The sequence below is a fragment of the Paracoccus sp. KKT209 genome (assembly GCF_055635455.1).
In genome coordinates this window covers 1,441,925-1,468,771 of the sequence record NZ_CM145758.1, presented here as the reverse complement: position 1 = coordinate 1,468,771, position 26,847 = coordinate 1,441,925, and the positions used below count along the sequence as shown (strand labels likewise).

At 67.8% G+C, this 26,847-nt stretch carries 28 protein-coding genes and 1 tRNA gene; 14 read left to right on the top strand and 15 right to left on the bottom strand.

Going from position 1 to position 26,847, the window contains the following annotated elements; genetic code table 11:
• Positions 1–87 precede the first annotated feature (87 nt).
• Positions 88–489, top strand: coding sequence for an excinuclease ABC subunit A (locus tag ACZ2G3_RS07265; RefSeq protein WP_470398707.1), 402 nt, complete (start codon positions 88–90; stop codon positions 487–489).
• A 55-nt stretch (positions 490–544) separates the two neighbouring features.
• Here ACZ2G3_RS07265 and ACZ2G3_RS07260 read toward each other — a convergent pair.
• From ACZ2G3_RS07260 to pdxH, 4 genes are all read right to left on the bottom strand, one after another.
• Positions 545–621 (bottom strand) — tRNA-Pro (locus tag ACZ2G3_RS07260).
• 41 nt (positions 622–662) lie between these two features.
• A complete protein-coding gene (locus ACZ2G3_RS07255) occupies positions 663–1,181 on the bottom strand; it encodes a DUF192 domain-containing protein (protein ID WP_470398705.1) in 519 nt (172 codons plus the stop codon).
• Positions 1,168–1,764: a cold-shock protein gene (locus ACZ2G3_RS07250; protein WP_419267792.1), complete on the bottom strand. Its 597-nt coding sequence runs from the start codon at positions 1,762–1,764 to the stop codon at positions 1,168–1,170. Before ACZ2G3_RS07250 ends, ACZ2G3_RS07255 begins: the two co-directional genes overlap by 14 nt.
• A 137-nt stretch (positions 1,765–1,901) precedes the next feature.
• A complete protein-coding gene (gene pdxH, locus ACZ2G3_RS07245; RefSeq protein WP_470398703.1) occupies positions 1,902–2,516 on the bottom strand; it encodes a pyridoxamine 5'-phosphate oxidase in 615 nt (204 codons plus the stop codon).
• A gap of 107 nt (positions 2,517–2,623) precedes the next feature.
• Here pdxH and fabI point away from each other — a divergent pair, with 107 nt between their 5' ends.
• The 4 genes from fabI to ACZ2G3_RS07225 all read left to right on the top strand — a co-directional run bounded on the left by fabI (position 2,624) and on the right by ACZ2G3_RS07225 (position 5,570).
• The gene (fabI, locus tag ACZ2G3_RS07240) at positions 2,624–3,424 is read left to right on the top strand and encodes an enoyl-ACP reductase FabI (protein WP_470398702.1); all 801 of its coding nucleotides are present in this window, start codon (positions 2,624–2,626) and stop codon (positions 3,422–3,424) included.
• Between the two features lie 4 nt (positions 3,425–3,428).
• Positions 3,429–4,043, top strand: coding sequence for a LysE family translocator (locus ACZ2G3_RS07235; RefSeq protein WP_419267633.1), 615 nt, complete (start codon positions 3,429–3,431; stop codon positions 4,041–4,043).
• Positions 4,044–4,055: 12 nt separating this feature from the next.
• Positions 4,056–4,556, top strand: a complete 501-nt coding sequence (gpt, locus tag ACZ2G3_RS07230; protein WP_419267632.1) for a xanthine phosphoribosyltransferase — start codon at positions 4,056–4,058, stop codon at positions 4,554–4,556.
• Between the two features lie 144 nt (positions 4,557–4,700).
• Complete coding sequence (locus ACZ2G3_RS07225; RefSeq protein ID WP_470398699.1) at positions 4,701–5,570, top strand: PRC-barrel domain-containing protein; 870 nt, start codon at positions 4,701–4,703, stop codon at positions 5,568–5,570.
• Between the two features lie 63 nt (positions 5,571–5,633).
• On the opposite strand, the gene trpE is transcribed toward ACZ2G3_RS07225, so the two are convergent.
• The 4 genes from trpE to ACZ2G3_RS07205 form a co-directional block, all read right to left on the bottom strand.
• Positions 5,634–7,139, bottom strand: coding sequence for an anthranilate synthase component I (gene trpE, locus ACZ2G3_RS07220; protein WP_470398697.1), 1,506 nt, complete (start codon positions 7,137–7,139; stop codon positions 5,634–5,636).
• A complete protein-coding gene (locus ACZ2G3_RS07215) occupies positions 7,139–9,106 on the bottom strand; it encodes a peptidylprolyl isomerase (RefSeq protein ID WP_470398696.1) in 1,968 nt (655 codons plus the stop codon). Before ACZ2G3_RS07215 ends, trpE begins: the two co-directional genes overlap by 1 nt.
• 67 nt (positions 9,107–9,173) lie before the next feature.
• The gene (locus ACZ2G3_RS07210; RefSeq protein ID WP_470398694.1) at positions 9,174–10,355 is read right to left on the bottom strand and encodes an aminotransferase; all 1,182 of its coding nucleotides are present in this window, start codon (positions 10,353–10,355) and stop codon (positions 9,174–9,176) included.
• 1 nt (position 10,356) lies between these two features.
• Positions 10,357–10,980, bottom strand: a complete 624-nt coding sequence (locus tag ACZ2G3_RS07205) for a hypothetical protein (RefSeq protein WP_470398692.1) — start codon at positions 10,978–10,980, stop codon at positions 10,357–10,359.
• A 153-nt stretch (positions 10,981–11,133) separates the two neighbouring features.
• Here ACZ2G3_RS07205 and ACZ2G3_RS07200 point away from each other — a divergent pair, with 153 nt between their 5' ends.
• The 7 genes from ACZ2G3_RS07200 to lexA all read left to right on the top strand — a co-directional run bounded on the left by ACZ2G3_RS07200 (position 11,134) and on the right by lexA (position 16,678).
• Complete coding sequence (locus ACZ2G3_RS07200) at positions 11,134–11,724, top strand: anthranilate synthase component II (RefSeq protein WP_470398691.1); 591 nt, start codon at positions 11,134–11,136, stop codon at positions 11,722–11,724.
• Complete coding sequence (gene trpD, locus ACZ2G3_RS07195; protein ID WP_470398689.1) at positions 11,721–12,740, top strand: anthranilate phosphoribosyltransferase; 1,020 nt, start codon at positions 11,721–11,723, stop codon at positions 12,738–12,740. The genes ACZ2G3_RS07200 and trpD overlap by 4 nt, the downstream gene beginning before the upstream one ends.
• Positions 12,737–13,375, top strand: a complete 639-nt coding sequence (locus ACZ2G3_RS07190) for a uracil-DNA glycosylase (protein ID WP_470398687.1) — start codon at positions 12,737–12,739, stop codon at positions 13,373–13,375. The genes trpD and ACZ2G3_RS07190 overlap by 4 nt, the downstream gene beginning before the upstream one ends.
• A gap of 50 nt (positions 13,376–13,425) precedes the next feature.
• A complete protein-coding gene (trpC, locus tag ACZ2G3_RS07185) occupies positions 13,426–14,217 on the top strand; it encodes an indole-3-glycerol phosphate synthase TrpC (protein WP_470398684.1) in 792 nt (263 codons plus the stop codon).
• Complete coding sequence (gene moaC, locus ACZ2G3_RS07180; protein ID WP_470398682.1) at positions 14,214–14,687, top strand: cyclic pyranopterin monophosphate synthase MoaC; 474 nt, start codon at positions 14,214–14,216, stop codon at positions 14,685–14,687. The genes trpC and moaC overlap by 4 nt, the downstream gene beginning before the upstream one ends.
• Positions 14,684–15,862: a molybdopterin molybdotransferase MoeA gene (locus tag ACZ2G3_RS07175; protein WP_470398680.1), complete on the top strand. Its 1,179-nt coding sequence runs from the start codon at positions 14,684–14,686 to the stop codon at positions 15,860–15,862. The genes moaC and ACZ2G3_RS07175 overlap by 4 nt, the downstream gene beginning before the upstream one ends.
• Before the next feature lie 99 nt (positions 15,863–15,961).
• Entirely contained in the window at positions 15,962–16,678 is a 717-nt protein-coding gene (lexA, locus tag ACZ2G3_RS07170) for a transcriptional repressor LexA (protein WP_419267613.1), read from the top strand.
• A 47-nt stretch (positions 16,679–16,725) separates the two neighbouring features.
• Here lexA and hemC read toward each other — a convergent pair whose 3' ends face one another.
• Positions 16,726–17,664, bottom strand: coding sequence for a hydroxymethylbilane synthase (gene hemC / locus ACZ2G3_RS07165; protein WP_470398678.1), 939 nt, complete (start codon positions 17,662–17,664; stop codon positions 16,726–16,728).
• Between the two features lie 73 nt (positions 17,665–17,737).
• Here hemC and hemE point away from each other — a divergent pair, with 73 nt between their 5' ends.
• Positions 17,738–18,766, top strand: a complete 1,029-nt coding sequence (gene hemE, locus ACZ2G3_RS07160) for a uroporphyrinogen decarboxylase (protein WP_470398676.1) — start codon at positions 17,738–17,740, stop codon at positions 18,764–18,766.
• Here hemE and ACZ2G3_RS07155 read toward each other — a convergent pair.
• The 6 genes from ACZ2G3_RS07155 to ACZ2G3_RS07130 all read right to left on the bottom strand — a co-directional run bounded on the left by ACZ2G3_RS07155 (position 18,763) and on the right by ACZ2G3_RS07130 (position 24,245).
• Complete coding sequence (locus tag ACZ2G3_RS07155; protein WP_470398674.1) at positions 18,763–19,746, bottom strand: SPOR domain-containing protein; 984 nt, start codon at positions 19,744–19,746, stop codon at positions 18,763–18,765. The genes hemE and ACZ2G3_RS07155 overlap by 4 nt on opposite strands.
• A gap of 66 nt (positions 19,747–19,812) precedes the next feature.
• On the bottom strand, positions 19,813–20,442 hold the full coding sequence (gene upp / locus ACZ2G3_RS07150) for a uracil phosphoribosyltransferase (RefSeq protein ID WP_470398673.1): 630 nt from the start codon (positions 20,440–20,442) through the stop codon (positions 19,813–19,815).
• Entirely contained in the window at positions 20,442–21,410 is a 969-nt protein-coding gene (locus tag ACZ2G3_RS07145) for an adenosine deaminase (RefSeq protein ID WP_470399082.1), read from the bottom strand. Before ACZ2G3_RS07145 ends, upp begins: the two co-directional genes overlap by 1 nt.
• Positions 21,398–22,576 carry a phosphopentomutase gene (locus tag ACZ2G3_RS07140; RefSeq protein ID WP_470398671.1) on the bottom strand — a complete coding sequence of 393 codons (1,179 nt, stop codon included), beginning with the start codon at positions 22,574–22,576 and terminating at the stop codon, positions 21,398–21,400. The genes ACZ2G3_RS07145 and ACZ2G3_RS07140 overlap by 13 nt, the downstream gene beginning before the upstream one ends.
• Positions 22,573–23,856 carry a thymidine phosphorylase gene (locus ACZ2G3_RS07135; protein WP_470398669.1) on the bottom strand — a complete coding sequence of 428 codons (1,284 nt, stop codon included), beginning with the start codon at positions 23,854–23,856 and terminating at the stop codon, positions 22,573–22,575. The genes ACZ2G3_RS07140 and ACZ2G3_RS07135 overlap by 4 nt, the downstream gene beginning before the upstream one ends.
• Positions 23,853–24,245, bottom strand: coding sequence for a cytidine deaminase (locus ACZ2G3_RS07130; protein ID WP_419267606.1), 393 nt, complete (start codon positions 24,243–24,245; stop codon positions 23,853–23,855). The genes ACZ2G3_RS07135 and ACZ2G3_RS07130 overlap by 4 nt, the downstream gene beginning before the upstream one ends.
• 152 nt (positions 24,246–24,397) lie before the next feature.
• Here ACZ2G3_RS07130 and ACZ2G3_RS07125 point away from each other — a divergent pair, with 152 nt between their 5' ends.
• Entirely contained in the window at positions 24,398–26,677 is a 2,280-nt protein-coding gene (locus ACZ2G3_RS07125; RefSeq protein ID WP_470398668.1) for an NADP-dependent malic enzyme, read from the top strand.
• Positions 26,678–26,847 lie beyond the last annotated feature (170 nt).

Below are 26,847 nucleotides of genomic sequence, written 5' to 3'. Positions count from 1 at the left end.
CGTCATGCGCGGCTTTCTGCGCGCCGCCTTTCGTGAAGTGAGTTGATGTTGCACCTGTCCCGGTTGCGGCGTTCAAGCGGCAGCAACATGACAGGAGCTGGACATGGCCTTTCGCACCCATATCACCGTCGGATCACCGTCGGACTGACGATCCTCGCCACCACCCTCTCGACCGCCGCCATGGCCGAACCCAAGCATGGCCGCCACGACGACCGGGCGCGTGCCAATGCCGGGCATTGCCCGCCGGGACTTGCCAAGAAATCGCCGCGCTGCGTGCCGCCGGGGCAGGCTAGGCATCGGGAGGCCTTGCGCCGCGGCGACCGGTTCGACCCGGGCCCTTACGCCATCATCAGCGACCCGTTGCGCTATGGGTTGGACCGGCAGCCGGGTTGGGACTATTACCGTGACGGCGACCGCGCCTATCGCGTCGACCGCGAAACGCGGCGGGTGCTGGCGGTGATCAACCTGATCAACGCCTTCGCGAACTGAACGGAAAACAATGCCGGCAGGTTGGGCCCAAAGCAGGCCAGCCTGCCGCTGCACGTGGTCGGGGCGATAGGATTCGAACCTACGACCTACGGTTCCCAAAACCGCCGCGCTACCAGACTGCGCTACGCCCCGACATCCTTGGCTTTAGACCATTGCCGCGACAGTGAAAAGCCCTAGCGGCACGGCCAGGCGGCCTGCCCGGCATCCAAGGCGGGATGAGCCAACACCTGCCCGGTTCGGAGCCCGAGGCGTTCGGCCTCTCCACCGGCAATCTCTAGGACCATCAGCCGGTTGGGGTCAGGGTCACCCACCGCCGCTCCGGGGATGGAGGTCTCATCCAGCGGGCGGGCGTTGCGGTGGATATGGCGGATGACGCCCGCATCGTCCAGGAAGATCATATCCAGGGGGATCAGCGTGTTGCGCATCCAGAAGCTGACCGGCTGCGGCGCCTCGTAGATGAACAGCATGCCCTGACCCTTGGGCAGGTCCTGGCGGTACATCAGGCCGATCGCGCGGCGTTCGGGCGTATCCGCAAGCTCGACCGAGACATCGACGACACCTGCCGGCGTATCGATCAGGACGCGCTGCTCGCTGCAATCGGCCGGGGCCACAGTTCGTGAAAATGCCGCCGGGGCAAAGCCCCCGAAGGCAAGGCCGCAGAAGGCCGCCGCAGCAATTCTATTCCGCCACATGTTTCACATAGTCGCCATCTGCGCTGGTGGCGGAACAATCCGAGCCGGAGGCGTCATCCGTGACGGGAATGGCGCTGGCCCAGGCCAGGATCTGGGCCGCCATCAACCCACGGGGACCTTCGACGACGCGCACGCAGATTGCCTCGCCGATCGCAAGGTCAGCAAAACCGGAATGGCGCAGAACCTCGATATGTATAAACACATCGGCAGGATGCCCGAAGATGTTGGCAAAGCCAAAGCCCTTGCCCTTGTCGAACCACTTGACGCGCGCCGGCCGCAGGGGCAGCGAATCGAGATGCTCGATGATCTCGATGTCCAGATCCGCGATGGGGGGCTGGCCGTCGGTCTGGGGCGGGACGATCGACACGACCTCGGCGGCTTGGATCCCTCGCCGGGTCTCCTGGACCAGCACGGAAACGCGTGACTGGTCGGCCACCGAACTTCGGCCAAAGTTCCGCAACACGTTCGCGTGAAGCAGAATATCCGTTCCGCCAGCATCGTTGACGATGAAACCGTAACCCTTTGTCGGGTCAAACCATTTCACCACCCCGGTCACCAGCGTCAAGCTGCCGTCATCGCTCATCTTGATACCACGTCCGCGCGCCTTGAATAATGTAAGGACATTACTGGCGCCCATTACAAAGAACAATACTGTTCAGTTGGTGCCAAAGCACCGTCCTGAGTCTTTCACTGTGAGGCCCGCTTGACCTTCAGTCAAGCTTAGGGTGACAGACGATCCGCCTGCCAGGCTCCGGATGCGTCTTTCGACCAGTTGAACCGATCATGCAACCGAAACGCACCGTCAGCCCAGAATTCGATCTGCACGGGATGCAGTCTGAAACCTCCCCAAAACTGCGGACGGGACGGGTTGGTTCCATGGGTCAGGCCCATCTTGGCAACTTCGGCCATCAGAACCGAACGGGACGCCAGCGGCTGCGACTGCCGCGACGCCCAGGCCCCCAGCCTGCTCTGCAGGCTGCGACTGGCGTAATAGGCATCGGCCTGGGGGCCCTCCTCACGCGTGATGCTGCCGCGGACGCGGATCTGCCGCCGCAGCGATTTCCAGTGCATGACGAAGGCGGCCTGACCGCTGGCGGCAATCTGGCGGCCCTTGGCGCTGTCGTAGTTGGTATAGAAGACGAACGACCCGTCCCTGCCCTGCCCATCGATGTCCTTCAGCAGCACCATCCGCACATCCGGCAAGCCCTCCGCATCGACCGTCGCCAGGGCAATCGCATTGGGGTCATTCGGCTCGGATCCTTCCGCCTCGGAGAGCCAGGCGCGCACGATGTCGAAGGGATCATCGCCCGCGAAGATTCCAGTCCTGTCGCTCATCCCCGTGTTCCTTGTGCTTGCTGCGGCATGTCAGTTGCCCTAATCACCAGTTAAATGGTTGAAAGCGCGAGGGACGGGACATGTCAAGCGAGCAAAGGTCCGGCCTGATGGCCGGAAAGCGTGGCCTTATCATGGGGCTTGCGAATGACAAGTCCATTGCCTGGGGCATCGCCAAGGCGCTGGCCGCCGAAGGCGCCGAACTTGCCTTCAGCTACCAGGGCGAGGCGCTGAAAAAACGGGTCGGTCCGCTGGCCGCGCAGCTGGGATCATCGCTGGTCCTGCCCTGCGACGTGGCCGACGAAGCCTCGATCGACGACCTGTTCGCGGGGCTTGCCGCGGAATGGGACGGGCTGGACTTCATCGTCCATGCCATCGGCTTTTCCGACAAGGAACAACTGCGCGGCCGCTATGCGGAAACCACCCGCGACAATTTCATGATGACGATGGACATCTCGGTCTATTCCTTCACGGCCGTGGCGCGGCGCGCGGCCGCGATGATGTCGGGGGGCGGATCGATGCTGACCCTGACCTATTATGGCGCCGAACGCGTCATGCCGCATTACAATGTCATGGGCGTGGCTAAGGCCGCGCTGGAGGCCAGCGTGCGTTACCTGGCCGAGGATTTCGGCAAGGACGGCATCCGCGTGAACGCCATCAGCGCCGGCCCGATCAAGACGCTGGCCGCCAGCGGGATCGGCGATTTCCGCTATATCATGAAGTGGAACGAGCTGAACTCGCCGCTCCGCCGCAACGTGACCCAGGAGGATGTCGGCAAGTCCGCGCTCTACCTGCTGTCCGACCTGGGATCCGGTGTCACCGGCGAGACGCATCACGTCGATGCCGGCTATCACGTCGTGGGCATGAAGGCCGTCGACGCCCCCGACATCGCCACCGTCAAGAAGGACTGATCCCGTGCTGTCGGTCACGGCCGAGCAGCTGGGCCTGTTCGTCGCGACCCTGGCCGTGGCCATCCTGTCGCCGGGTCCCGGCGTCATCGCGGTCAGCCAGGGCGCCTTCGCCTTGGGGCGGCAACGGGCTTTGACCTATGGCTGGGGCCTGGCCTTGGGGGCCTCGATCTGGTGCCTGTTTGCGCTTCTGGGACTGACCGCGCTGTTCCGCGTGGCGCCCTGGACCCTGACCGCGATGAAGATGGCCGGCGGGGCCTACCTGATCTGGATCGCGATAAAGATGTGGCGGCATGCCGCCGATCCCCTGCCCGAACCCGGCACCGACACGCCCGGCATGGGCCTGTGGGGGGGTGTCCTCCTGAACCTGTCGAACCCCAAGCCCGCCCTCTTCTACTCGGCGGTGCTGCTGTCGATCTTCCCGGCCCTGCTCAGTGCCGCGGACAAGGCCTCGATTTATGCTGTGGCCTTGTCGGTCGAGCTGTTCTTCTATACCGCACTGGCCAGCCTGATGGCGCTGCCCTGGTTGAGGCGGCGCTACTATGGCGCAAAATTCTGGATCGACCGGGGGGCGGGGCTGGCCATTGGGCTGCTGGGCCTGTCCCTGGTCCTGCGGCCCTGAAGGAGAGACCACGTGAACGACCGCCTTCCCCACGAGAAGGGTTTCCATGTCAGCTGGGACCAGCTGCACCGTGATGCACGCGCCCTCGCCTGGCGGCTGGACGGCAAGGAATGGCGCGCCGTCGTCGCGGTGACCCGGGGCGGCTTGGTCCCGGCCATGATCGTCGCCCGGGAGCTGGACATCCGTACCATCGACACGATCTCGATCCGCTCCTACAAGGGGGTGGGAACCGAGGCGGGCCAAGGCCAGCTCGAGGTTCTCAAGCGGCCCGACGCCGAACTGATGCGCGACGGCGACGGCATCCTGGTGGTCGACGACCTGGTCGACAGCGGCCGCACGCTGGAATTGATCCGCGAGATGTATCCCAAGGCGCATCTGGCCACCGTCTACGCTAAGCCCAAGGGCAAGCCCATGGTTGCCAGCTACGTGACCGAGGTCAGCCAGGACACCTGGATCTTCTTCCCCTGGGACATGGCGCTGCAATATGTGCAGCCTTTCCGTGGCGAAGATTGATCGACCGATCAACGTCTTGACAGAAACTTGACCTGAATCCGCGCCGCCCGCACTGCCGGGCGGCGGAACCCATGTCTTCTCCTGCGCATTATGCCGTCAATCGCGGGGTGTAGATGAACCCTGCGTCAGAAACAGGAGAAAGACATGCGTAAGCTTCTTTTGACCACCGCCCTTGCCCTGCCGATGTCCTTCGGCGCAGCCTTTGCCCAGGACACGGCCCCCGCCACCGATCCGGCGATGGAGCCTGCTCAGACCGAAACCACGACGACGGAACCGGTCGTGGTCGAAACCGAGACCACCGGTGAAGCCGAGATGGAAGTCGAGGCCGACGAATCGGCTGCCGCCGCCTCGGCCGCCGAAAAGGTCGAGATGGAACAGGCCGCCAACGAATGGCGGGTGGACTGGATCACCGGCACCAATGTGACCTCGCCCGAGGGTGAGAACATCGGGTCGATCAGCGACCTGATCCTGGATGGCGAAACGGGCCAGATGAAGGCCGCCATCATCGGCGTGGGCGGTTTCCTCGGCATCGGTGAAAAGCAGATCGCGCTGCCTTGGGCCGACTTGGTCATCAATTCGGACGCCCAGCAGATCAGCTCGGACCTGACCCGCGAGGAAGCCGACGCGGCGCCGGAATACGTCTTCCGTGACCGCGAAGCGGCCTCGGGCGACATGGTCGCCGACCCGGCCGGCACCGAAGGCACCGCTCCTGCCGCCGATCCCATGGCGACCGACACGGCAGCCGAGCCGATGACGGAAACCACGACCGAACCGATGACGGAAACCACCACGGAGCCGATGACGGAAGTCGAGACGACCGAACCGGCGTCGGAACCGGCCATGGAGACCGCGGAACCGGCCGATGCCAACACCTCGACCGAGTCGAATGTCGAAGTGACGACCGTGCCGGCCGACGAAGCCTCGTCCGAGATGACAGAAGAGGTTCCGCCGATGGAAGGCACCGAGGCTGAAACCGAGGTCGAGACCGAGACCGAAACGGCTCCGGCCAACTGATCCGATCCCACCGAGACAGAGACGGCGGCCCCTCGGGCCGCCGTTCTTCGTTTCTTCAGCCTGTCAGCTGTTACCGCGGACGAAACGCGCGGCGCCTTCTGCCGCCCGCTGCAGGGCACGGCTCTTGTTGACGGTTTCCTGGAATTCCGCCTCGGGATCGCTGTCATAGACCACGCCCCCGCCCGCTTGGATGTAAAGCGCACCATCCTTGACGACGCCGGTGCGCAGCGCGATGCACATGTCCATCTCGCCATTCGCCGCGAAATATCCGACCGCACCGCCATAGACGCCGCGCTTTTCCGGCTCCAGTTCGTCGATGATCTCCATCGCGCGCACCTTTGGCGCGCCGGACACGGTGCCCGCCGGCAAACCCGCCAGAAGGGCCGACAGCGCATCCTCGCCCTCGCGCAGTTCACCGACCACGTTCGAGACGATATGCATGACGTGGCTGTACCGTTCGATCACGAACTGCTCGGTCGGGCGCACCGTTCCGGGCTTTGCGACCCGTCCCACGTCGTTGCGCCCCAGGTCCAGCAGCATCAGATGCTCGGCCAGTTCCTTCTGGTCCGACAACAGGTCGGCCTCCAGTGCCCGATCCTCGGCCTCGTCGGCGCCGCGCGGGCGGGTGCCCGCGATGGGGCGGATCGTCACCTCACCGTCGCGCAGGCGCACCAGGATTTCGGGACTGGCGCCCACGATCTGGAATGCGCCCATGTTCAGGAAGAACATAAAGGGCGACGGGTTGGTGCGGCGCAGGCTGCGATAAAGCGCAAAGGGCGGCAGCGGAAACTCCATCCGCCAGCGCTGCGACGGCACCACCTGAAAGATGTCCCCCGCGCGGATATAGTCCTGCGCCTTGCGGATCGCGGACAGGTAGTCCGGCTTGGCAAAGTTCGACACAGGCGCACCGATCTGCGCCTCCTCGCCCAGGGCTCGCGGCTCGGAGGGCTGCCGGTCCAGCGCCCGCAGCGCGTCCATCACCCGTTCCGCCGCGCGGGCATAGGCGGCGCGCGCATTGTCGCTGCCGTCGTGCCAGGCCGGCGCACACAGGGTCACCTCGCCCTTGACCCCGTCCAGCACCGCCACGACCGAAGGGCGCATCAGCATCGCGTCGGGCAGGTCCAGCGGGTCCGGGTTCACGTCGGGCAGATGCTCGACTAGGCGGATCATGTCATAGCCCAGATAGCCGAAGAGGCCCGCCGCCACCGGCGGCACGCCCTCGGGCATGCTGTCGATCCGGCTTTCGGCGATCAGCGCCCGCAGGCTGTCCAGCGCGGGCCGGGGGTCGTCCTGGAACTCCCGCGAAAAGCGCGCCTCGCGGTTGATCCGGGCACGCCCGTTCCGGCAGTCCCAGACCAGGTCCGGCTTCATGCCGACGATCGAATAGCGGCCTCGTACCTCGCCGCCGGTCACCGATTCCAGCATGAAGCTCTGGGGCGCGGCCTCGGCCAGCTTCAGCATCAGGCTGACCGGCGTGTCCAGGTCGGCGGCCAGCCGGATCGTCACCAGCTGGTTGCGACCCGTCTTCCATTCCGCCTCGAAGGCCGCAAAGTCAGGAAACAGCTGCATCACTGGACCTGGGCATTGATGGCGTTGATCGCCTGCTGGTTCACGTCGACCGAGGCATTACGCTGCACGTGGCGGGCGTAATAGTCGAAGACATCGGCCTGCAGCGACTGGTTCAGGCGCGCCCGGACGCCGTCCATGATCTGGGACGCCTCGTCCTGCGACAGGTCGGCATCGTTGATCCCGTCCAGACGCACCAGAAAGACCCGGTCGCCCGCATCGACGACCTCGACCTCGCCCGGCTCGGCCAGCGCAAAGGCCTGGGTCAACAGCTGCGGCGGCAGCCCGTCCATCCAGTCGCTGCGGGCGACGCCCGTCTCGGTGGTCCAGTCCGGCTCGGCCGCGGCCCCGGCAGGTTCGGGCTGATCGGTGGCCTCATCCTCGGCTTCGCCGGTCTCGGGCGCGGGGTTGCGGACCACGCCATTGGCGCCCGTGGGCGTCTGCTCCCGCGTCACCGGTGCGGTTTCGGCCACGGCCGCCAGGCGCTGCTCGGCCGCCAGTTCCAGCAGCTGCCGCTGCAGTTCCGCCTTGCGCCAGTCGGCCAGAACCTCGTCACGCACCTCCTCGAAGGGGATCAGCGTCGGCGGCACGACCTCGTCCAGGCGCAGCGCGAAGACGCCGCCGTCGGCCAGTTCGAACAGCTGCGGAAAATCGGTGGCAGAGATGGCGGCGGCCCGCTCGCGGAACGCCTCATAGCCAGCGATGCTGCCTTCCTCGGCGGCCAGATCGGCGGTCCAGTCGACCTGCCCCATTTCCAGCTCGGTCTCCTGGGCCAGATCCTCCAGCGTGGCGCCGCCGGCCAGCAGATCCTCGTAATCGCCGGCGCGGTCCTGGATCTGGCGTGCGGCGCGGCTCAGCGCGGCCTCTCCGCGCAGATCTTCGCGGGCCTCCTCAAAAGGGATGTCCACCGGATCAAGGATCGCGTTGACCGCAAACAGCGCGGGCCCCAAGTCGGTCTGGACCGGACCGATGACCCCCGGCTGCTCCAGCGCAAAGGCGTCCTCGCCGGCGGCGCCCAGCTGGGCTTCGGTGACTTCGCCCAGGTCGACGTCATCCAGGCTCAGGCCGCGCTGGACCACATAGTATTCAAAGGGCTGCTCGCCTGCCTCGATCGCGGCACGGGCGGCCTCGGCCTCAGCTTGGTTGGGGAACACCAGCCGGCTGACCAGCCGACGCTCGGGCTTCTGGAACTGGTCGATGTTCTGGTCATAGACGGCGCGCAGCGCGGCCTCGTCGACCTGCACCTCCCCGGACAGCATGTCGGGCGTCACCCAGGCATAGCTGATGCGCCGCGTCTCGGGGGCGGTAAACCGGTCGCCATTGGCCTCGTGCCAGGCGCGCAGGGTCGCCTCGTCCGGCTCGGTGACCGCGGCCGGCAGGTCGCCCTCGACCAGTTCGCGCCAGCTGAAGTCGCGCGTCTCCAGCAGCCAGCGGGCAGTCTGGTCGACCATCGGCGACGGCGCGGCCACACCGCCCGCCACGGCACGCTGCAGCAGCATGCGCGCCTCGTCGCGGCGGACGCTGGCCTCGAACTCGGCCTCGGTCAGCCGCTCGCGGCGCAGGATCTCGGCATAGGCGGTGCGGTCGAAATTCCCGTTCGGTCCGCGGAAGGCGTCGGCCTGCAGGATCGTCTCCGCGACCTTGGCATCGCCCACCGACACGCCGATCTCGCGCGCCTGTTCGGCCAGCGCCGCCCCGGCGATCAGCTGCGACTGCACGACCTGCGGCAGGCCGATCTGCTGCGCCTGCGCCATTGTGACAGGCTGGCCCGTCTGCTGGGAAAAGGCCCGCATCTCGGCCTGCAGGGCGCGGGCATATTCGTCGGCGGTGATCTTCGTCTCGCCCACCGACCCCACCTCGGTCGTGCCGCCCGAGAAGCTGGTGATCCCGAACCCTCCCAGACCCAGAACCATCAGACCCATCAGGATCCAGACGACGGTCGATTTGCCCTTGGTTCGCAGCTGTGACATGGCGCGGCCTTCCTCGTGGTCGTGTCGCTGCCGTCTTTAGGACGCCCCGGCCCGCGCCACAAGTGGATCAGGGGGCAAGCTGGCCAAGGCGCTGTGCCAATTGCGCGATTCCGGCGGCGTCCACATTGGCAAAGGCCAGCCGCAGATGCCGGTCGCCCGCAGGATCGTCGGGCGGCGTGAACATCGAGCCGGGCAGCGCCAGCACGCCGATGTCGCGCACCATGCGCCGCGCCAATGCGGCGCTGCCTTCGGCAAAGGGATGCTCGATCCAGGCGAAATAGGCGCCGACGCTCTTCAGCCTCCATCCCGGCAGCGCGCCCATCGCGGCCTCGGTCGCGGCGCGGCGCGACAGGATCTCGGCCCGTTCGCCGGCCAGCCATTGCGACAGGTTCTCCATCCCCCAGACAGCGCCCACCTGGCCCAGTTGCGAGGGAGAGATGGCGACCGTGTCCAGGAACTTCTCGACCTCGGCCATGCGCTCCAGCGACGCGACCATCGCCCCCACGCGATGCCCGGTCAGGCGATAGGCCTTGGAAAAGCTGTAGAGCTGGATCAGCGTCCGGTCCCAGTCCGGCCGCGTCAGCAGGTCATGGGGGGCGCCCGCGCGGCTGTCGAAGTCGCGATAGGTCTCGTCCAGGATCAGCGCCAGTCCGTGTTCCTGCGCCAGTTCGAAAAAGCGCCCGACAAGTTCGGCAGGATATTCCGCGCCCGACGGATTGTTGGGCGTCACCAGCACGATGGCGCGGGTGCGCGGGGTGATCAGGGCGCGCGCCTCCTCCGGGTCCGGCAGCATCGCGTCGCGGCAGGGCAGCGGCAGGGTCTGGACGCCGGCCATGTCCAGCCACATCTTGTGGTTGAAATACCAGGGCGTCGGCAGGATCACCTGGTCGCCCTGCCCCGCGATCGTGGCCATGGCGGCGCAGAAGGCCTGGTTGCAGCCTTGGGTGATCGCCACCTGGTCGGCGCCGACGGGTCCGCCATAGGCGCCCGAAAACTGGTGTGCCACCGCCGCGCGCAGATCGGCATTGCCCAGGACCGGACCATACAGATGCGCCTCGGGCCGCGTCAGGGCAGCCTCGGCGATGGCCCGGCGCAGCCCTTCGGGCGGCGGGTCGACCGGGGCCGCCTGGCTCACGTTGATCAGCGGGCGGTCGGGCGGAAAGGTCACCCCGGCCAGCCATCGCCGCGCCTCCATCACGGGCGGCGAGAATGTGGCGCCAAGCGCCGGGTTCAGAGGGGCAAGGGTCATGTCAGTTCCGTTCCATTCGGCGCAGGTCGGTCAGGTCGGGGGGCAGCGACAGGTCCAGCGCGGGCGCCGGCAGCGCGGGCACGGCCGCCGGGGGCGCGTCTTCGGCCCAGGTCACGGTGGGCAGGTCGTCCTGCGGCACCTCGACCGCCATCGCGGGCACGGCGGGGGATTGGCTGCGCGACAGCGGCGCGGGTTCTGCGGAGATTTCTGCAGGCATGTCCAGCGACGGGGCGACCTCGCGGGCTGCGGGCTGGGCTTGGGCCGGCATCCGGGCATCCAGCGCCGTTTCGGGACGGATGTTGTCCCGGGTGCGCGCGGTCGGCGCGGCCTCGGTTTTCGGGGCAGGCACGGCCGCGGGGGCGCGACTGTCACGGTCCATCGCGGCCCCAGGCTCGGGCAGGAGCGGCGCCTGGTCGACGCCGCGGCCGAATTCGGACCCCACGGGCAAATCGACGGCATCGGGACGGGGCTCGGGGTCCACCGGAACAGGTTCGGGCTCCGGCACGACGGCGGCGGCAGGTTCCAAGGCCTCCTGCGGCGGCGGCAACAGCAGCGAGGCCGTCGCCAGCACGGCGGCGCTCAGCAGCCCGCCATGGACCAAGCCCGTCAGAAATCCCCGTGCCATTCCCTGTCCCGCCCGTTTCGCGGCCTTTCGACCGGCATTCCTGTCCGGCCGGTCTTGACCCCTGACCAACCTATGCCCCATCTATAGCGGACGCTTTTTGCGGGGGAAACCGCCCCCGTCCCCGCCGCTCTTCTGGTCCCCAAGGTGCCTTCGATGATCCTTCTGATCGACAACTACGACAGCTTCACCTGGAACCTGGTCCATTACCTGGGCGAGGCCGGGGCCGATGTCGCCGTGCGCCGCAACGACCAGCTGACGGTCGAGGAGGCGCTGGACCTGAACCCCGAGGGGATTGTGATCTCTCCGGGTCCCTGCGATCCGGCGCAGGCGGGGATCTGCCTCGACCTCATCCGCGCGGCGGCAGACCGGCACATCCCGATCCTGGGCGTCTGCCTGGGCCACCAGTCGATCGGCCAGGCCTTTGGCGGGCGCATCGTGCGCGCCAACCGCATCCTGCACGGCAAGGTCGACGCGATCTCCCATGACGGCACCGGCGTCTTCACGGGCCTGCCCTCGCCGCTCAAGGCCACCCGCTACCATTCGCTGACGGTCGAGCCGGAGAGCCTGCCAAATTGCCTGCGCGTCACCGCGACCTCGGATGACGGCACGATCATGGGGCTGATCCACGAGGACCTGCCGATCGAGGGCGTGCAGTTCCATCCCGAATCCATCGCCTCGGAACATGGCCATGACATGATCCGCACCTTCCTGTCCCGCTGCACCCGCCACGAGGCTGCCGCATGACCGACATCCGGCCGCTGATCGGCATCGCCGCCACCCGGCCGCTGACCTCGGCCGAGGCCGAGGCCGCGTTCTCGGCCCTCTTCGACGGGGCGGCGACCCCGGCCCAGATCGGCGGCCTCTTGATGGCGCTGCGCGTCCGGGGCGAAACCGTGGACGAGATCGCGGCGGCCGCCCGCGCCATGCGGGCCCGCATGAACCGCGTGACCGCCCCTGCGGGCGCCATCGACATCGTGGGCACCGGGGGCGACGGCAAGGGCACGCTGAACATCTCGACCGCGACGGCCTTCGTGGTGGCGGGCGCAGGCGTGCCGGTGGCCAAGCATGGCAACCGCAACCTGTCGTCGAAATCCGGGGCGGCGGACGCGCTGGTCCAGATGGGCATCAACGTCATGGGCGGGCCAGCCGTCGCCCAGCAGGCCCTGGACGTTGCAGGCATCTGCTTCATGATGGCCCCCATGCACCACCCCGCCATGCGCCATGTCGGCCCGCCGCGCACCGAACTGGGCACGCGCACCGTCTTCAACCTGCTGGGACCGCTGACCAACCCCGCCTCGGTCCGGCGCCAGCTGACGGGCGCCTTCAGTTCCGAATGGATCCGGCCGATGGCCGAGGTGCTGCGCGACCTGGGCAGCGACGCAGCCTGGCTGGTGCATGGCGGCGACGGCACGGACGAACTGTCCATCGCGGCCGAAAGCCACGTCGCCGCGCTGAAGGACGGCCAGATCACCGAATTCAGCGTCGCGCCGGAGGATGCCGGCCTGCCGCGCCATCCCTTTGCGGCGATCATCGGCGGAGAGCCCGCGCAGAACGCCGCCGCCTTTCGCGCCCTTCTGGGGGGAGAGCGCGGGGCATATCGCGACGCCGTCCTGCTGAACGCGGCCGCCGCGCTGCTGGTCGCGGACAAGGTGGGCGACCTGCGGGAGGGCGCCGCGATGGCCGCGCAATCGATCGACAGCGGCGCGGCCCAAGCCCGGCTGGAGGCGCTGGCGCAGGTCACGGGCGCCCCCGAGGCATGACGCCCCCGGCAGCCTGGGCGCATCTGCCCTTTTTCCGCGACGACTGGCCGGGCATCCGCCGCAGGCTGCGGGACCAGGATTTCCTGCCCGGCCCCGACCGGGTCTTTGCCGCGCTGGAGTCTACCCCGCCACAGCGGACACGCGTGGTGATCCTGGGCCAAGACCCTTATCCTACGCCGGGGCATGCGAACGGACTGGCCTTTTCGGTGACGCCCGAGACGCCGCTGCCACGGTCCCTTCGCAACATCTTTGCCGAGCTTGAGGCCGATATCGGCGCCGCGCCCCCCACCGGCGACCTGTCGGGCTGGGCGCGACAGGGTGTGCTGCTGCTGAACAGCGCGCTGAGCGTCGAGGCGGGCCAGGCGGGCGCGCATGCCTCCTGGGGCTGGGACCGGCTGGCCCGCGAGGCAGTGGCCGAGGCACAGCGTCACGGCCCGCTGGCCTTTCTTCTCTGGGGCAATCATGCGCGAAAGACATTGGCGAACCTGCCGCGGCCCCAGGATCTGGTCATCGCCACCGCCCATCCCTCGCCCCTGTCGGCGCGGCGCGGCTTCTTCGGCAGCCGGCCCTTCAGCCGCATCAACGACTGGCTGGCACGGCAGGACATGACGCCCATCGACTGGACGGCGGCCTGACCCGCGCCCGCCCCCTTCCCACGCCGCCGCCACGAGGTTAGAACCGGGACATGGATATTCTCGACAAGATCAAGGCCTACAAGCTGGAGGAGATCGGCGCCGCCAAGGCCGCGCGTCCCTTGGCCGAGCTTGAGGCCGCGGCCCGTGCCGCCTCGGCCCCCCGCGGCTTCGCCAACGCCCTCGATGCCGCGGCGCAGGCCGGTCCGGCGCTGATCGCGGAAATCAAGAAGGCCAGCCCTTCCAAGGGGCTGATCCGCCCCGACTTCGACCCGCCGGCGCTGGCCCGGGCCTACCAGGCCGGTGGCGCCGCCTGCCTGTCGGTCCTGACCGATGGCCCCAGCTTCCAGGGCGCGCCTGCATTCCTGACCAGCGCTCGGGACGCCTGCGACCTGCCTGCGCTGCGCAAGGACTTTCTCTACGACACCTACCAAGTGGCCGAAGCGCGGGCTTGGGGCGCCGACTGCATCCTGATCATCATGGCCTCGGTGGATGATGCCCTGGCGGCCGAGCTGGAGGACGCCGCCCTGCATTGGGGCATGGACGCGCTGATCGAGGTCCATGATGCGCCCGAACTGGACCGCGCCCTGCGCCTGAAGTCCCCGCTAGTCGGCATAAACAATCGTAATCTCAAGACCTTCGATGTCACCCTTGACGTAACGCGCGAACTTGCCCCCCGCATTCCTGGTGACCGGCAGATCGTCTGCGAAAGCGGCCTCTTCACGCCGCAGGACCTGAACCAGATGATGCAGACCGGCGCACGCCGTTTCCTGATCGGCGAAGGCCTGATGCGCCAGCAAGACGTGGCGGCCGCAACCCGCGCCATCCTGGACGTGGCCGCATGACCCTGACGCATTTTAACAAGGCCGGTCAGGCGCATATGGTCGATGTCTCGGCCAAGGAGGAAACCGCCCGCGAGGCCGTGGCCTCCGGTTGCGTGATCATGACGGCCGAAACCCTCGCGCTGGCGCAGGGAGGTGCCGCAAAGGGCGACGTGCTGGGTGTGGCCCGCCTGGCCGGGATCATGGGGGCCAAGCGGACCTCGGACCTGATCCCGCTGTGCCACCCGCTCCCGATCGCCAAGGTCGCGCTTGACATGCAACCCGATCCCGCCTTGCCCGGCATTCGCGTGACCGCCACCGTCCGCACCACGGGCCGCACCGGGGTCGAGATGGAGGCGCTCTGCGCCGTCAGCACCGCCTGCCTGACGATCTACGACATGCTGAAGGCGGCAGAGAAATCCATGCGCATCACGGACATCCGCCTGCTCCGCAAGGAAGGCGGCAAGTCGGGCCTTTACGAGGCGGAAGCATGATCACGGTTGCAGAGGCGCTGTTACGAGTCCTTGCCTTGGCTCCGGCGCCCCAGCCTGAAGCGGTCCGGCTGAGCGACGCGCAGGGGCGTGCGCTGCTTGAGCCTGCCGTTGCCCGCCTGACCCAGCCTCCCTTCGACGCATCGGCCATGGACGGCTATGCCCTGAGGCTGCAGGATCTGCCGGGGCCGCTGTGGGTGATCGGGACCAGCGCGGCGGGGCACCCGTGGGCGGGCGAAGCCCGGCCCGGGACCGCACTCCGCATCTTCACCGGGGCTCCCGTTCCCGAAGGCTACGACCATGTGGAGTTGCAGGAAAACGTGCTGCGGGAGGGGGATGACATCACCGTCGTGACCCGCTCCGCCGGCCGGAACATCCGCCAGCGCGGAAACGACCTCTCGCTCGGGGACCAAGTCCTGCCGAAGCGCCCGCTGAGCGCGGCTGACATCGGCCTTCTGGCCGCGATGAATGTGCCGACGGTGACCGTCGCGCGGCGGCCCGTGGTGGCCATCCTGCCTGGTGGTGACGAACTGGTTCCTCCGGGTGCCGAACCACAGCCGGGTCAGATCGTAAGTTCGAATGACTTGGCAATCGCGGCCCTGGCCCGTAAGGCAGGTGCCGAGGTCCGCCTTCTTCCCATCGCCCAGGATACCGAGGAGAGCCTTGTTGCGGGTTTCCAGGCCGCTCAGGGAGCTGACCTTCTGGTCACGATCGGCGGAGCATCGGTGGGGGATCATGACCTGATCGGCAAGGTCGCGCAGGAACAGGGGCTTGACCGCGCCTTCTACAAGATCTCGATGCGCCCGGGAAAGCCTCTCATGGCCGGCCACCTGTCCAATTCCGCGCTGTTGGGATTGCCCGGAAATCCTGTTTCTGCAATAGTTTGCGGCATCGTCTTCATGCAGCCTCTCATCAGGGCGATGCAGGGGCTTCCTCCGCAGCTTCCGCTCCGCCGCGCCCGCCTTGCGCGGGATCTGCCGCCGGAAGGCCCGCGCCAGCACTACCTTCGCGCCAGCTTGGCTGAGGGGGCCGATCTTCCTCTGATCGATCCCTTTGCGGACCAGGATTCGGCCCGGCTTTCGCTGATGTCGCAGGCTGACGCGCTGTTGGTGAGGCCCGCGAACGATCCGGCGAAAAGCACCGGGGATCTGGTGGATTATATCCCCCTTCATCTCTGATGATTAACCCTCTGTTCATCCAACGATGCTCAACTGATTGACGCGATTCGGCCGATCGGCTAGAACATACATGGAACATATCGACAAGAGGCCGGGCCCATGCTGACCAGGAAGCAGATCCAACTGCTCGAGTTCATTCAGAATAGGATGCTGCGCGACGGCGTGCCCCCGTCATTCGACGAAATGAAGGACGCGCTGGATCTGCGGTCCAAGTCGGGCATTCATCGGCTGGTAACGGCACTGGAGGAGCGTGGCTTCATCCGCCGCCTTCCGCACCGGGCCCGCGCACTGGAGGTATTGCGCCTGCCCGATGCCCTTTCGCATCTCAAGGAAGCCGAACCGGCAGAGGAAAAGCAGGGGTTTTCGCCCCGGGTGATCACCAATACCCGCGCGCCCCGGCCTCGCAGCGCCCTGACGGTTGTGGACAGCCCTGCTGTCCAACTGCCCCTGATGGGCAAGATCGCAGCGGGTGTTCCGATCGAGGCGATCTCGGAAGTGTCGCATCATGTCGCGGTCCCCGGGACCATGCTTGTGGGGCGCGAACATCATTACGCGCTGGAGGTCACCGGCGACTCGATGATCGAGGCGGGCATCAATGACGGTGACGTGGTCGTGATCCGCGAACAGGACACGGCCGAGAACGGCGATATCATCGTCGCGTTGGTCGACGATCAGGAAGCCACGTTGAAGCGCTATCGCCGCAAGGGCGCGATGATCGCCCTTGAAGCTGCAAATGCCGCCTATGAAACCCGTCTGCTGCCCGAGGGGCGCGTGCGCATCCAAGGGCGCTTGGTGGGTCTTATCCGCAGCTACTGACACAAGTGATGCCAAGAGCGGCCGAGCCGCTTTTGGCATGATCTGGTTCAGGCAGACATGAAACCCGGCCCCGCGCGCGACAGCAGTTCACGCGCCAGGTCGTCGCCCAGTTCTGGCCCATCCGAGATCAGCCCTTCTCGGAACCCTGCCACAACATCGCTGCCGTCGGGGCGCAGGATCTCACCCCGCAAGGTGATCCGGCCATCGTTGAGTTCGGCCAAGCCGGCAATAGGCGTTTGGCAGGAGCCATCCAGTCGCGCCAAGAAGGCGCGTTCGGCCCGGATGCGATGGCCTGTCGGGGCATGATGGATCGGCGACAGCAGCTCAGCCATTGCCGTGTCATTCGCTCGACGCTCTACCCCGATGGCGCCCTGTGCAACGGCCGGAAGCATTTCGCCCGGGTCAATGGCGCTTTGCGCCACATGGCGCATGTCAAGGCGGCTCAGTCCTGCCATTGCCAGGAACGTCGCCACCGCGACGCCGTCCTCCAGCTTTTTCAGCCGGGTCTGCACGTTGCCCCGGAACTCCACCAGCTGCAGGTCCGGGCGGCGATGCGCCAGTTGTGCCCGGCGCCGCAGGCTGGAGGAACCGACGACAGCCCCCTGCGGAAGATCCGCGATGGAGGTGACGTGCAGGCTGACGAAGGCATCGCGCACATCCTCGCGCGGCAGAAGGCAATCGATGACAAGTCCTTCCGGCTGCAGGGTCGGCATGTCCTTCATCGAATGGACGGCAATGTCGATGGCCCCTGCGGTCAGTGCCTCCTCGATCTCGCGCGTGAACAGGCCCTTGCCGCCGATCTCCTTCAGCGGCCGGTCCAGCACACGGTCGCCCGTGGTCTTGATCACCACGATTTCGAATGCGCCGGCCGGCAGCCCGTGGGCCGCCATCAGCCGGTCGCGCGTCTCGTGGGCCTGGGCAAGTGCCAGCACCGAGCCGCGGGTGCCGATCTTGAGGGGGCGGGAGGGGTCGGGCATCTGTGTCATGGCTCCGCAATAGCGGCCGGGCGCGCGCTTGACAACGTCTGTCGCCTCGCCTTCAAGGGTCGCAGGAGGCCCCATGACCAAACTGATGCTGCGCGCCCTTGCCGACGAGACCCTGCCCACGCCGCCGATCTGGATGATGCGCCAGGCGGGGCGATACCTGCCCGAATATCGGGCGACCCGGGCGCAGGCCGGCGATTTCCTGTCGCTCTGCTACAACCCGGAACTGGCGGCCGAGGTGACGCTGCAGCCGATCCGGCGCTATGGCTTTGACGCGGCGATCCTGTTTGCGGACATACTTCTGGTGCCCCAGGCCCTGGGGGCGGACCTGTGGTTCGTGACCGGCGAAGGTCCGCGTCTGTCGACCATCACCACCGCCGGGGACATGCAACGCCTGCGTCCGGCGGACGCCATTCACGAACGCTTGGACCCGATCTATCAGACCGTCCGAATCCTGTCGCGCGAACTGCCGGCAGAGACGACGCTGATCGGATTTGCCGGGGCGCCCTGGACGGTTGCGACCTACATGATCGCCGGACGCGGCACCAAGGATCAGGGTCCCGCGCATGCGCTGAAGGACAGGGACCGCGCAACCTTCACGGCGCTGATCGAGCGGATCACCGAGGCCACGATCCTCTACCTGTCGCGGCAGATCGAGGCAGGGGCCGAGGTCGTCAAGCTGTTCGACAGCTGGGCCGGCAGCCTCAAGGGCCGGGATTTCGACGACTTCGCCCTGGCTCCTGCCAAGCGGATCATCGCAGCGCTGAAGGAGCGGCACCCCGGCGTTCCGGTGATCGCCTTCCCGCGCGAGGCGGGCGATCGGTACGTGGGCTTCGGCGCAGCCGTGGGCGCGGATTGCGTGGCGCTGGACAATTCCATCTCGGCCGAATGGGCGGCGCAGCATGTGCAGGTCGACGGCTGCGTGCAGGGCAACATGGACCCGCGCCACATGGTCACCGGCGGCCCGGAACTGGTGGCCGAGGCGCAGCGCATCACGCGTGCGCTGCGCGGCGGGCCGCATGTCTTCAACCTGGGCCACGGGATCACGCCCGATGCCGATCCCGACAACGTGGCCCGCATGATCGAGGCTGTCCGCAGCGCCTAGCGCGCCACGGCGGCCGGATATCCGTTCGCCCGGAGGTCGTTCAGCGCCGCGATCAGCGACTGCCGGTCCGCGAAGGGGCCCGCCATGATCACGCGGGGGGCCTTGTCCTGCCCCTTGGTCCGGGTCTGGCCGGTCTTGTAGCCGCGCGCCGACAAGGCGCGCAGCACGATCAGCGCGTTCTCCTCATCAGTATAGGCGCCCACCTGGACGTAGCGGGCCGAGGGGGGGATCATCTCGGCTGCGGGCGGGGTCGCGGTTTTTGGGGCTGCGGGGGCGGACGCGGACCGGCTGGCCGCAGCCGCAGCCGGCGCCTGCCCTGCGCGCCGCGTCGCCTGCGCGGGCTTCGGATCGGCTTTGGGCGGTGCCGCGCGGGCAGGCTTTGCGGCTGGCGCGGGCTTGGGCGGGGTGGCCGGCGCCGTCCCCGCCGGGCGGGAGGCGAGACGCGGTTCCGACACCGCTCCCGGACAGAGGCCCCCTCCGTCCCCCTTGCCCTGACCGCTGTATCCAAGTTGGGCGCAGACCTCGGGAGAGAGCCTGATCCCGCCCGCAGCCTGCAGGGCCGGTGCCACGGCAACCGCGTCCCGGAGGGCAAGCTCAACCGGATCGGCATGCCGCGCGGGCGCCGGATCGGCCCGGATCTCGGCCTGCCGCGGATCCGCCTTCCATTCGCCCGGCCGCAGATCGTCCGCCAGCTGTTCCAGCAGCAGCGTTTCCGGATCGGGCCGGGATGGTGGTGTCAGGGGCAGCACGCGATCCGCCGTGGCATCCTGGCGGCGGGCCTCCAGGCTTGGCGGAAAGCCGCAGAGCTGCTGGCCGCCCACCATGCGCGCCACCCATGCCGAGCCCTCCCGCGCAAAGACGCAGCCGCTGGCGTCGATATACTGGCTGCCCGCAAAGCCTTCGGGTGGCGGCGGGACCGGCGCGCCCCAGGCCGCCCCACCCAGCATCAGAAACATCACCAGCGACCGTCTGCCGTTCATTCGTCCATCCTCAGGTTTCGCGCCCCAACCTAGGGGGAAACCGTGAAATGGCCGTTAATGCGCGCGCTATTTGGTGCCGAACATCCGGTCGCCGGCATCGCCCAGGCCCGGCACGATATAGCCGTGATCGTCCAGCCGCTCGTCCAGGGCGGCGGTGAAAATCGGCACGTCGGGATGGGCCTGGCGCATCCGCTCGACGCCTTCGGGGGCGGCCAGCAGGCACAGGAACCGCAGGTTCTTGGCGCCCCGCGCCTTCAGCATGTCGATGGCCGCGACCGAGGAATTGCCGGTGGCCAGCATCGGATCCACCACGATCGTCATGCGCGCGTCCAGTTCCTTGGGCACCTTGCAGTAATATTCGACCGGCAGCAGCGTCTGAGGGTCGCGGTAGAGGCCGACAAAGCCCACCCGCGCGCCCGGGATCAACTCCAGGATGCCATCCAGAAGCCCGTTCCCGGCCCGCAGGATCGAGATCAGCGCCAGCTTCTTGCCCTCCAGCGTGGGGGCGTCCATCTCGCAGAGCGGGGTCTCGATCCGGGTCGTGGTCAGCTCCAGTTCGCGCGTGACCTCATAGGCCAGCAGCAGGCTGATCTCGCGCAAAAGGCGGCGAAAGCCTGCGGTGGAGACCTCCTTTTGCCGCATGATCGACAGCTTGTGCTGAACCAGCGGGTGATCGACGAGGGTCAGGTGGGGCATCAGGCGAATTCCTTTTTCAGCCGGTCGCGGGTGTCCATGTCGCAGAAGGCAGCCTCGGCGGCCCACAGGTTGATCTGTCGGAACTCGGTATCGCCCCAGCCAAAGGTCGTGGCAAGCCGGTCGTATTCCGCGCGCATCGTCGTGTGGAAGAACGGCGGGTCGTCGGTCGAGACGGTGACCCGCACCCCCGCATCGGCCAGCCGCGCGATCGGATGGACGGACCAGTCGGGATAGACGCCAAGTGCGATGTTCGACCCGGGACAGACCTCCAGCGTCACGTCCCGCTCGACCAGGTCGCGGACCAGCTGCGGATCCTCGATCGCCTGCACGCCGTGGCCGATGCGGGAGCAGCCCAGCTCCAGCGCCTCGCGGATGCTGGCGGGGCCGCCCCATTCGCCGGCATGGCAGGTCAGGCCCAGCCCGGCCTCGCGCGCGCAGTCATAGCTCCAGGCGAAATCGGTGGCCTTGTGCATCTGCTCGGCCCCGCCCATGCCAAAGCCGGTGATCCAGCCGCCGGCGGTCTCGGCAGCACAGAGCGCCGTGCGGCGCGCGCGGTCGGGGTCGAAATGGCGGATGATGGTCACGATGCCGCGGCTGTCGATCCCCTGGGCACGCGCGGTGTCGGCGACCTCGGTCATGGCGGCCAGATAGTCGCGCCAGGCCGAAAGGTCGCCGCCGCCGCAGAACTCGGGCGAGACGAAAAGCTCGGTATAGATCACGCCCTCCTCGGCGCAGCGTTCCAGCACCTCGGCCAGCAGGCGGGCATAGTCGCGCGGGGTCTGCAGCACGCCCGTCGCCGCCTCGTAGCAGCGCAGGAAGCCGGGAAAGTCGTCATAGGCATAGGCGCCGCGCTCATCGAAGATACCCGACAGGTCCAGGCGCTTTTCCTTGGCAATGCCGCGGATGAAGTCGGGGGGCGCGGCCCCTTCCAGATGCAGGTGCAGTTCGATCTTCTTCATAGAAAGGATGTCCCGTGTTCTGGCGCGGGCAGGCCCAGATGGGCCATGACCGAGGCGCCGATGTCGCTGAAACCGACCAGGCCGATGCTGCCGCTGCCCGCCCCGTGGACCAGCACCGGCACCCGTTCGCGGGTGTGGTCCGTGCCGCGCCAGGACGGATCGTTGCCGTGGTCGGCGGTAAAGATCGCGATGTCGCCGGCCCCGAGCGTCGCCAGAAAGCGTCCCGCGACGGCGTCGAACCATTCCAGCTGCCGGGCGTAACCCTCGATGTCGCGCCGATGGCCGAAATTCGTGTCGAATTCGACGAAATTGGCAAAGGTCAGGCTGCCGGGCGCGGCCGCGTTCCCCAGGGCGATCAGGTGGTCGGCCAGATCCGCGTCGGACCTGCCCTTGTGCAACTGCGCGATCCCGCGATGGCTGAAGATGTCGCCGATCTTGCCGATGGCATGGGTCGTGCGCCTTGCCCCGGCCGCGATGTCCAGGATCGTCCGGCCCGGCGGTGCGATGGCGAAATCGCGGCGGTTGCCGGTGCGTTGGAACGACCCGGCATCCCCCAGGAAGGGACGCGCGATCACCCGCCCGACGCGCATCTCGTGCAGCATCGGCGCCAGGTCGCGGCAAAGCGTGATCAGGCGGTCCAGCCCGAAGCCCTCTTCATGGGCCGCGATCTGCAGCACGCTGTCGGCCGAGGTATAGCAGATGGGCCAGCCGCGTCGCAGGTGTTCCGCCCCGAAATCGTCGATCACCTGCGTGCCCGAGGCGTGGCAGTTCCCCAAGATGCCTTCCGTTCCGGCCAGTTCGCAGATGCGGGCGGTAACGTCGGGCGGAAAGGCCGGGTGGCGGTCGGGGAAATAGGTCCAGTCCCAGGGCACGGGAACGCCCGCGATCTCCCAATGCCCCGAGGGGGTATCCTTGCCGCGCGACACCTCTGTCGCGGCGCCCCAGAGGCCCTGCGGCGCCACCATCAGCCCCGGCGCCTCGGCGCCGGAGGCCAGCCGCACCGCCGCCCCCAGCCCGAGGCCCGCCAGGACGGGCATGGCCAGCGGTCGGGCCTGCGCAATATGTCCGACGGTATTGGCACCGGTGTCGGGCAGGCCGCCGTTGAAGAAGGCATCGGCATCCGGTGCGCCGCCGATGCCCACGCTGTCCATCACGATCAGGAAGGCGCGGCTCATGCGGTGATCCTGTCGCGAACCAAGGGGCCGGGTTCTGCCGGTTCACCGATCAGATAGGCTGCCTGGACGGCGGCCAGCGCCACCTCGGCGGCGGTGTCGTCGGCGGCGTGGATCATCGCCAGCGGGCGGTCCGGGCCGACGGGTTCGCCCAGCTTGGCCATCCGGTCCAGTCCCACGCGGTGGTCGATCCCTTCGCCGGCCCGCACCCGCCCGCCACCCAGGGCCAGAACCGCGTGGCCAAGCGCCGTCACGTCGATGCGCGCGACATGACCCTGGGGTGCGGGCACGGCGCGGATGACCGGGGCTGCACCCAGATGCGCGGCGGGACGGTCCAGCAGGTCGCGCGGCCCGCCCTGGGCTGCCACCATGCGGCCAAAGACCTCGGCCGCGGCGCCGCTGTCCAGTGTCGCCTCCAGCCCGTCGACCGACTGTCCCGCCAGCGCCAGGCATTCGGCCGCCAGGGCCAGCGTTAGGTCGCGCAGGGCGCCGGCTTCGCCACGCAGGACGCGGATCGCCTCGGCCACTTCCAGCGCGTTGCCGGCGCTGCGGGCCAGCGGCTGGTCCATGTCGGTGATCAGGGCCGCGGTCCGGCAGCCCGCGCCATTCGCGGTCTCGACCAGGGCACGGGCCAGACGCTCGGCGCTGTCGGGCTTTTTCAGGATCGCGCCCGAACCCGACTTGACGTCCAGAACCAGCGCATCCAGCCCCGCCGCCAGCTTCTTGGACAGGATCGACGCGGTGATCAGGTCGATCGATTCGACCGTGCCGGATTCGTCGCGGATGCCGTAAAGCCGCCGGTCGGCGGGGGCCACGTCGCCGGTGGCGGCAATGATCGCGCAGCCGACGGTGCGCACGATCCGGCGGAACTCGTCCTCGGGCTGGTCGCAGAGAAAGCCGGGGATCGCCTCCAGCTTGTCCAGCGTCCCGCCCGTATGGCCCAGTCCCCGCCCCGAGATCATCGGCACGAATACTCCACGCGCAGCCAGCAGCGGCGCCAGGACCAGGCTGACCGTGTCGCCGATCCCGCCCGAGGAATGCTTGTCCACCACCGGCCCCGACAGGTCCCATTGCAGGACATGCCCGGAATCGCGCATCGCCCGCGTCAGCGCGACGCGGCCCTTGGTCCCGACCCCCTTGGTCAGCACCGCCATTGCAAAGGCCCCGGCCTGCGCATCGCTGACCGACCCGTCGGCCAGGCCCTGCGCGATCAGCGCGGCGCCCGGTCCGTCAAGCCCGCGCCCGTCGCGCACCGCGGCAATCACCGGACGCGGGTCGGTCATGTGCGCGCCATGTGGCCCGTGTCGAAGCGGCCGGGCAGCAGGTCCCCTACGGTGGTCTGCACGCTGGCGCCATCGGTCGTGGCCATCAGGACCGGCGTGTCCCCTGCCCCGAACTCGGCCAGCTTCTGACGGCAGCCGCCGCAGGGGGTCACCGGGCTGGGGCTGTCGGCGATCACCGCGACCTCGACCAGCTGCGTCTCGCCGGCGGCGACCATGGCGGCGATGGCACCAGCCTCGGCGCAGGTGCCCTCGGGATAGGCGACGTTCTCGACATTGCAGCCGCGATAGATCGCGCCCGAGGCGCCCCGGATCGCGGCGCCGACCTTGAACTTGGAATAGGGCACATAGGCATGTTCGCGCACCTCGCGCGCCGCCTCAAGAAGGGACATGGCTTCGCCTTTCATCTGCATCACCCGTATTTCTGCGCCCCCGCGAAGGGCTGCGCAAGCCACCCTCCGCAACGGCAGGGGGAAGAACCCGGCTGTTCGCCGCCGCGCAAATGATTTAACGGTAAACCAATTCCGAAACCGGAGGGGCAGAGATGGAAGAACGCAGGCAGGACAGCGCGCGTCAGGCGGCACTGGATTATCACGAATTCCCGCGACCCGGGAAGCTGGAGATCCGCGCGACGAAGCCGATGGCCAATGGCCGCGACCTGGCCCGCGCCTATTCCCCCGGCGTCGCCGAAGCCTGCCTGGAGATCAAGGCCGACCCGACCACGGCGGCGCGCTATACCGCGCGCGGGAACCTGGTCGCGGTGGTCAGCAACGGGACCGCCGTCCTGGGATTGGGCAATATCGGCGCGCTGGCCTCCAAGCCGGTGATGGAGGGCAAGGCGGTCCTCTTCAAGAAATTCGCCAATATCGACTGCTTCGACATCGAGGTGAACCAGCCCGACCCCGAGAAGCTGGCCGAGATCGTCTGCGCGCTGGAGCCGACCTTCGGCGCGATCAACCTGGAAGACATCAAGGCGCCCGACTGCTTCATCGTCGAAAAGATCTGCCGCGAGCGGATGAACATCCCGGTCTTTCACGACGACCAGCACGGCACCGCCATCGTGGTGGGCGCCGCCGCGACGAACGCGCTCTGCATCGCCGGCAAGCGGTTCGAGGACATCAAGATCGTCTCGACCGGCGGCGGGGCGGCGGGGATCGCCTGCCTGGACATGCTGCTGAAGCTGGGCGTGCGGCGCGAGAATGTGTGGCTGTGCGACATCCACGGGCTGGTCCATGAGGGCCGGAGCGTGGACATGAACCCGCAAAAGGCCGCCTATGCCCAGGCCACCGACCTGCGCAGCCTGGGCGAGGTCATCGACGGCGCCGACCTGTTCCTGGGCCTGTCCGGCCCCGGCGTCCTGACGCCCGAGATGGTGTCGCGCATGGCGCCGCGCCCGATCATCTTCGCGCTGGCGAACCCCAACCCCGAGATCAACCCCGACCAGGTGCGCAGCGTCGCCCCCGACGCGATCATCGCCACCGGGCGCAGCGATTTTCCGAACCAGGTCAACAACGTCCTGTGCTTTCCCTTCATCTTCCGCGGCGCGCTGGACGTCGGCGCGACCACGATCAACGATGAGATGAAGATCGCCTGCATCGAGGGGATCGCGGCCCTGGCCCGCGCTACCACCGCCGCCGAGGCCGCCGCCGCCTATCGCGGCGAGACGCTGACCTTCGGCGCCGACTACCTGATCCCCAAGCCTTTCGACCCGCGCCTGGTGGGCGTCGTCAGCAGCGCTGTTGCCAAGGCCGCGATGGAAACGGGCGTCGCCACCCGGCCGCTGGACGACCTGGAAGCCTACAAGCGCAAGCTGGACAGCTCGGTCTTCCGTTCGGCGCTGATCATGCGCCCGGTCTTCGAGGCCGCCGCGACCGCCACGCGCCGCATCGTCTTTGCCGAGGGCGAGGACGAGCGCGTGCTGCGCGCCGCCAATGCCATGCTGGAGGAGACGACCGACGTTCCCATCCTGATCGGACGCCCGGATGTCATCGCCATGCGCGCCGAACGCGCCGGCCTGCCGATCCGCCCCGAGCGCGACTTCGAGATCGTGAACCCGGAAAACGACCCCCGCTATCGCGACTATTGGGAAACCTATCACGGACTGATGGCCCGGCGCGGAGTCAGTCCGGACATCGCGCGGGCAATCATGCGCACCAACACCACTGCCATCGGCGCGGTGATGGTGCACCGGAACGAGGCCGACAGCCTGATCTGCGGCACCTTCGGGCAGTACAGCTGGCACCTGCAATATGTCCGCCAGGTGCTGGCCCGCGACGGGCTGCATCCGGTGGCGGCGCTGTCGATGATCATCCTGGAGGACGGCCCGCTGTTCATCGCCGACACCCAGTGCCACAACGACCCCACGCCGCAGCAGGTGATGGAAACGGTCGAGGGTGCGGCGCGCCATGTCCGCCGCTTTGGCCTGACGCCCAAGATCGCGCTGTGCAGCCATTCGCAGTTCGGCAACACCGACAGCGATTCTGGTCGCAAGATGCGCGACGCGCTGGCCCTGCTGGATGCCCGCGAGCCCGACTTCATGTATGACGGCGAGATGCATGTGGACGCGGCGCTGGACCCCGAACTGCGCGAACGGATCTTTCCCGGGTCGCGGCTGGAGGGGGTTGCCAACGTGCTGGTCTTTGCGGGCACCGACGCGGCCTCGGGCGTGCGCAACGCGCTGAAGATGCGCGCCGGCGGGCTGGAGGTCGGGCCGATCCTGATGGGCATGGGCAACCGCGCGCATATCGTGACGCCCTCGATCACCACGCGCGGCCTGCTGAACATGAGCGTGCTGGCCGGAACCCCCGTCAACCACTACGGCTGAGGCGAATCGGCCCGGGCAGCCCAGGGTCGACACGGTTTGCAAATTCTGCAGCGCAGCAAAGTCATGTTTTGCTGCGCTTTCCCTTTGCAGAACCCGGCCGATCTGATTTGCCGAAACCTGTTAATCTTCCCCTGCCGGGGCGGTCCGCTCCCGCTAACAAGGTTGCGCCG

What these genes read in the sequence shown, in the direction of transcription:
- ACZ2G3_RS07215 (WP_470398696.1), bottom strand. Translation starts at nt 9,106, where the DNA reads ATGTCACAGCTGCGAACCAAGGGCAAATCGACCGTCGTCTGGATCCTG.
- trpD (WP_470398689.1), top strand. Translation starts at nt 11,721, where the DNA reads ATGACCGACATCCGGCCGCTGATCGGCATCGCCGCCACCCGGCCGCTG.
- ACZ2G3_RS07175 (WP_470398680.1), top strand. Translation starts at nt 14,684, where the DNA reads ATGATCACGGTTGCAGAGGCGCTGTTACGAGTCCTTGCCTTGGCTCCG.
- hemE (WP_470398676.1), top strand. Translation starts at nt 17,738, where the DNA reads ATGACCAAACTGATGCTGCGCGCCCTTGCCGACGAGACCCTGCCCACG.
- ACZ2G3_RS07250 (WP_419267792.1), bottom strand. Translation starts at nt 1,764, where the DNA reads ATGAGCGATGACGGCAGCTTGACGCTGGTGACCGGGGTGGTGAAATGG.
- ACZ2G3_RS07265 (WP_470398707.1), top strand. Translation starts at nt 88, where the DNA reads ATGACAGGAGCTGGACATGGCCTTTCGCACCCATATCACCGTCGGATC.
- ACZ2G3_RS07155 (WP_470398674.1), bottom strand. Translation starts at nt 19,746, where the DNA reads ATGAACGGCAGACGGTCGCTGGTGATGTTTCTGATGCTGGGTGGGGCG.
- ACZ2G3_RS07255 (WP_470398705.1), bottom strand. Translation starts at nt 1,181, where the DNA reads ATGTGGCGGAATAGAATTGCTGCGGCGGCCTTCTGCGGCCTTGCCTTC.
- ACZ2G3_RS07130 (WP_419267606.1), bottom strand. Translation starts at nt 24,245, where the DNA reads ATGTCCCTTCTTGAGGCGGCGCGCGAGGTGCGCGAACATGCCTATGTG.
- trpE (WP_470398697.1), bottom strand. Translation starts at nt 7,139, where the DNA reads ATGCAGCTGTTTCCTGACTTTGCGGCCTTCGAGGCGGAATGGAAGACG.
- upp (WP_470398673.1), bottom strand. Translation starts at nt 20,442, where the DNA reads ATGCCCCACCTGACCCTCGTCGATCACCCGCTGGTTCAGCACAAGCTG.
- ACZ2G3_RS07125 (WP_470398668.1), top strand. Translation starts at nt 24,398, where the DNA reads ATGGAAGAACGCAGGCAGGACAGCGCGCGTCAGGCGGCACTGGATTAT.
- ACZ2G3_RS07200 (WP_470398691.1), top strand. Translation starts at nt 11,134, where the DNA reads ATGATCCTTCTGATCGACAACTACGACAGCTTCACCTGGAACCTGGTC.
- ACZ2G3_RS07135 (WP_470398669.1), bottom strand. Translation starts at nt 23,856, where the DNA reads ATGACCGACCCGCGTCCGGTGATTGCCGCGGTGCGCGACGGGCGCGGG.
- pdxH (WP_470398703.1), bottom strand. Translation starts at nt 2,516, where the DNA reads ATGAGCGACAGGACTGGAATCTTCGCGGGCGATGATCCCTTCGACATC.
- ACZ2G3_RS07210 (WP_470398694.1), bottom strand. Translation starts at nt 10,355, where the DNA reads ATGACCCTTGCCCCTCTGAACCCGGCGCTTGGCGCCACATTCTCGCCG.
- hemC (WP_470398678.1), bottom strand. Translation starts at nt 17,664, where the DNA reads ATGACACAGATGCCCGACCCCTCCCGCCCCCTCAAGATCGGCACCCGC.
- lexA (WP_419267613.1), top strand. Translation starts at nt 15,962, where the DNA reads ATGCTGACCAGGAAGCAGATCCAACTGCTCGAGTTCATTCAGAATAGG.
- ACZ2G3_RS07140 (WP_470398671.1), bottom strand. Translation starts at nt 22,576, where the DNA reads ATGAGCCGCGCCTTCCTGATCGTGATGGACAGCGTGGGCATCGGCGGC.
- ACZ2G3_RS07225 (WP_470398699.1), top strand. Translation starts at nt 4,701, where the DNA reads ATGCGTAAGCTTCTTTTGACCACCGCCCTTGCCCTGCCGATGTCCTTC.
- ACZ2G3_RS07190 (WP_470398687.1), top strand. Translation starts at nt 12,737, where the DNA reads ATGACGCCCCCGGCAGCCTGGGCGCATCTGCCCTTTTTCCGCGACGAC.
- moaC (WP_470398682.1), top strand. Translation starts at nt 14,214, where the DNA reads ATGACCCTGACGCATTTTAACAAGGCCGGTCAGGCGCATATGGTCGAT.
- fabI (WP_470398702.1), top strand. Translation starts at nt 2,624, where the DNA reads ATGGCCGGAAAGCGTGGCCTTATCATGGGGCTTGCGAATGACAAGTCC.
- ACZ2G3_RS07205 (WP_470398692.1), bottom strand. Translation starts at nt 10,980, where the DNA reads ATGGCACGGGGATTTCTGACGGGCTTGGTCCATGGCGGGCTGCTGAGC.
- trpC (WP_470398684.1), top strand. Translation starts at nt 13,426, where the DNA reads ATGGATATTCTCGACAAGATCAAGGCCTACAAGCTGGAGGAGATCGGC.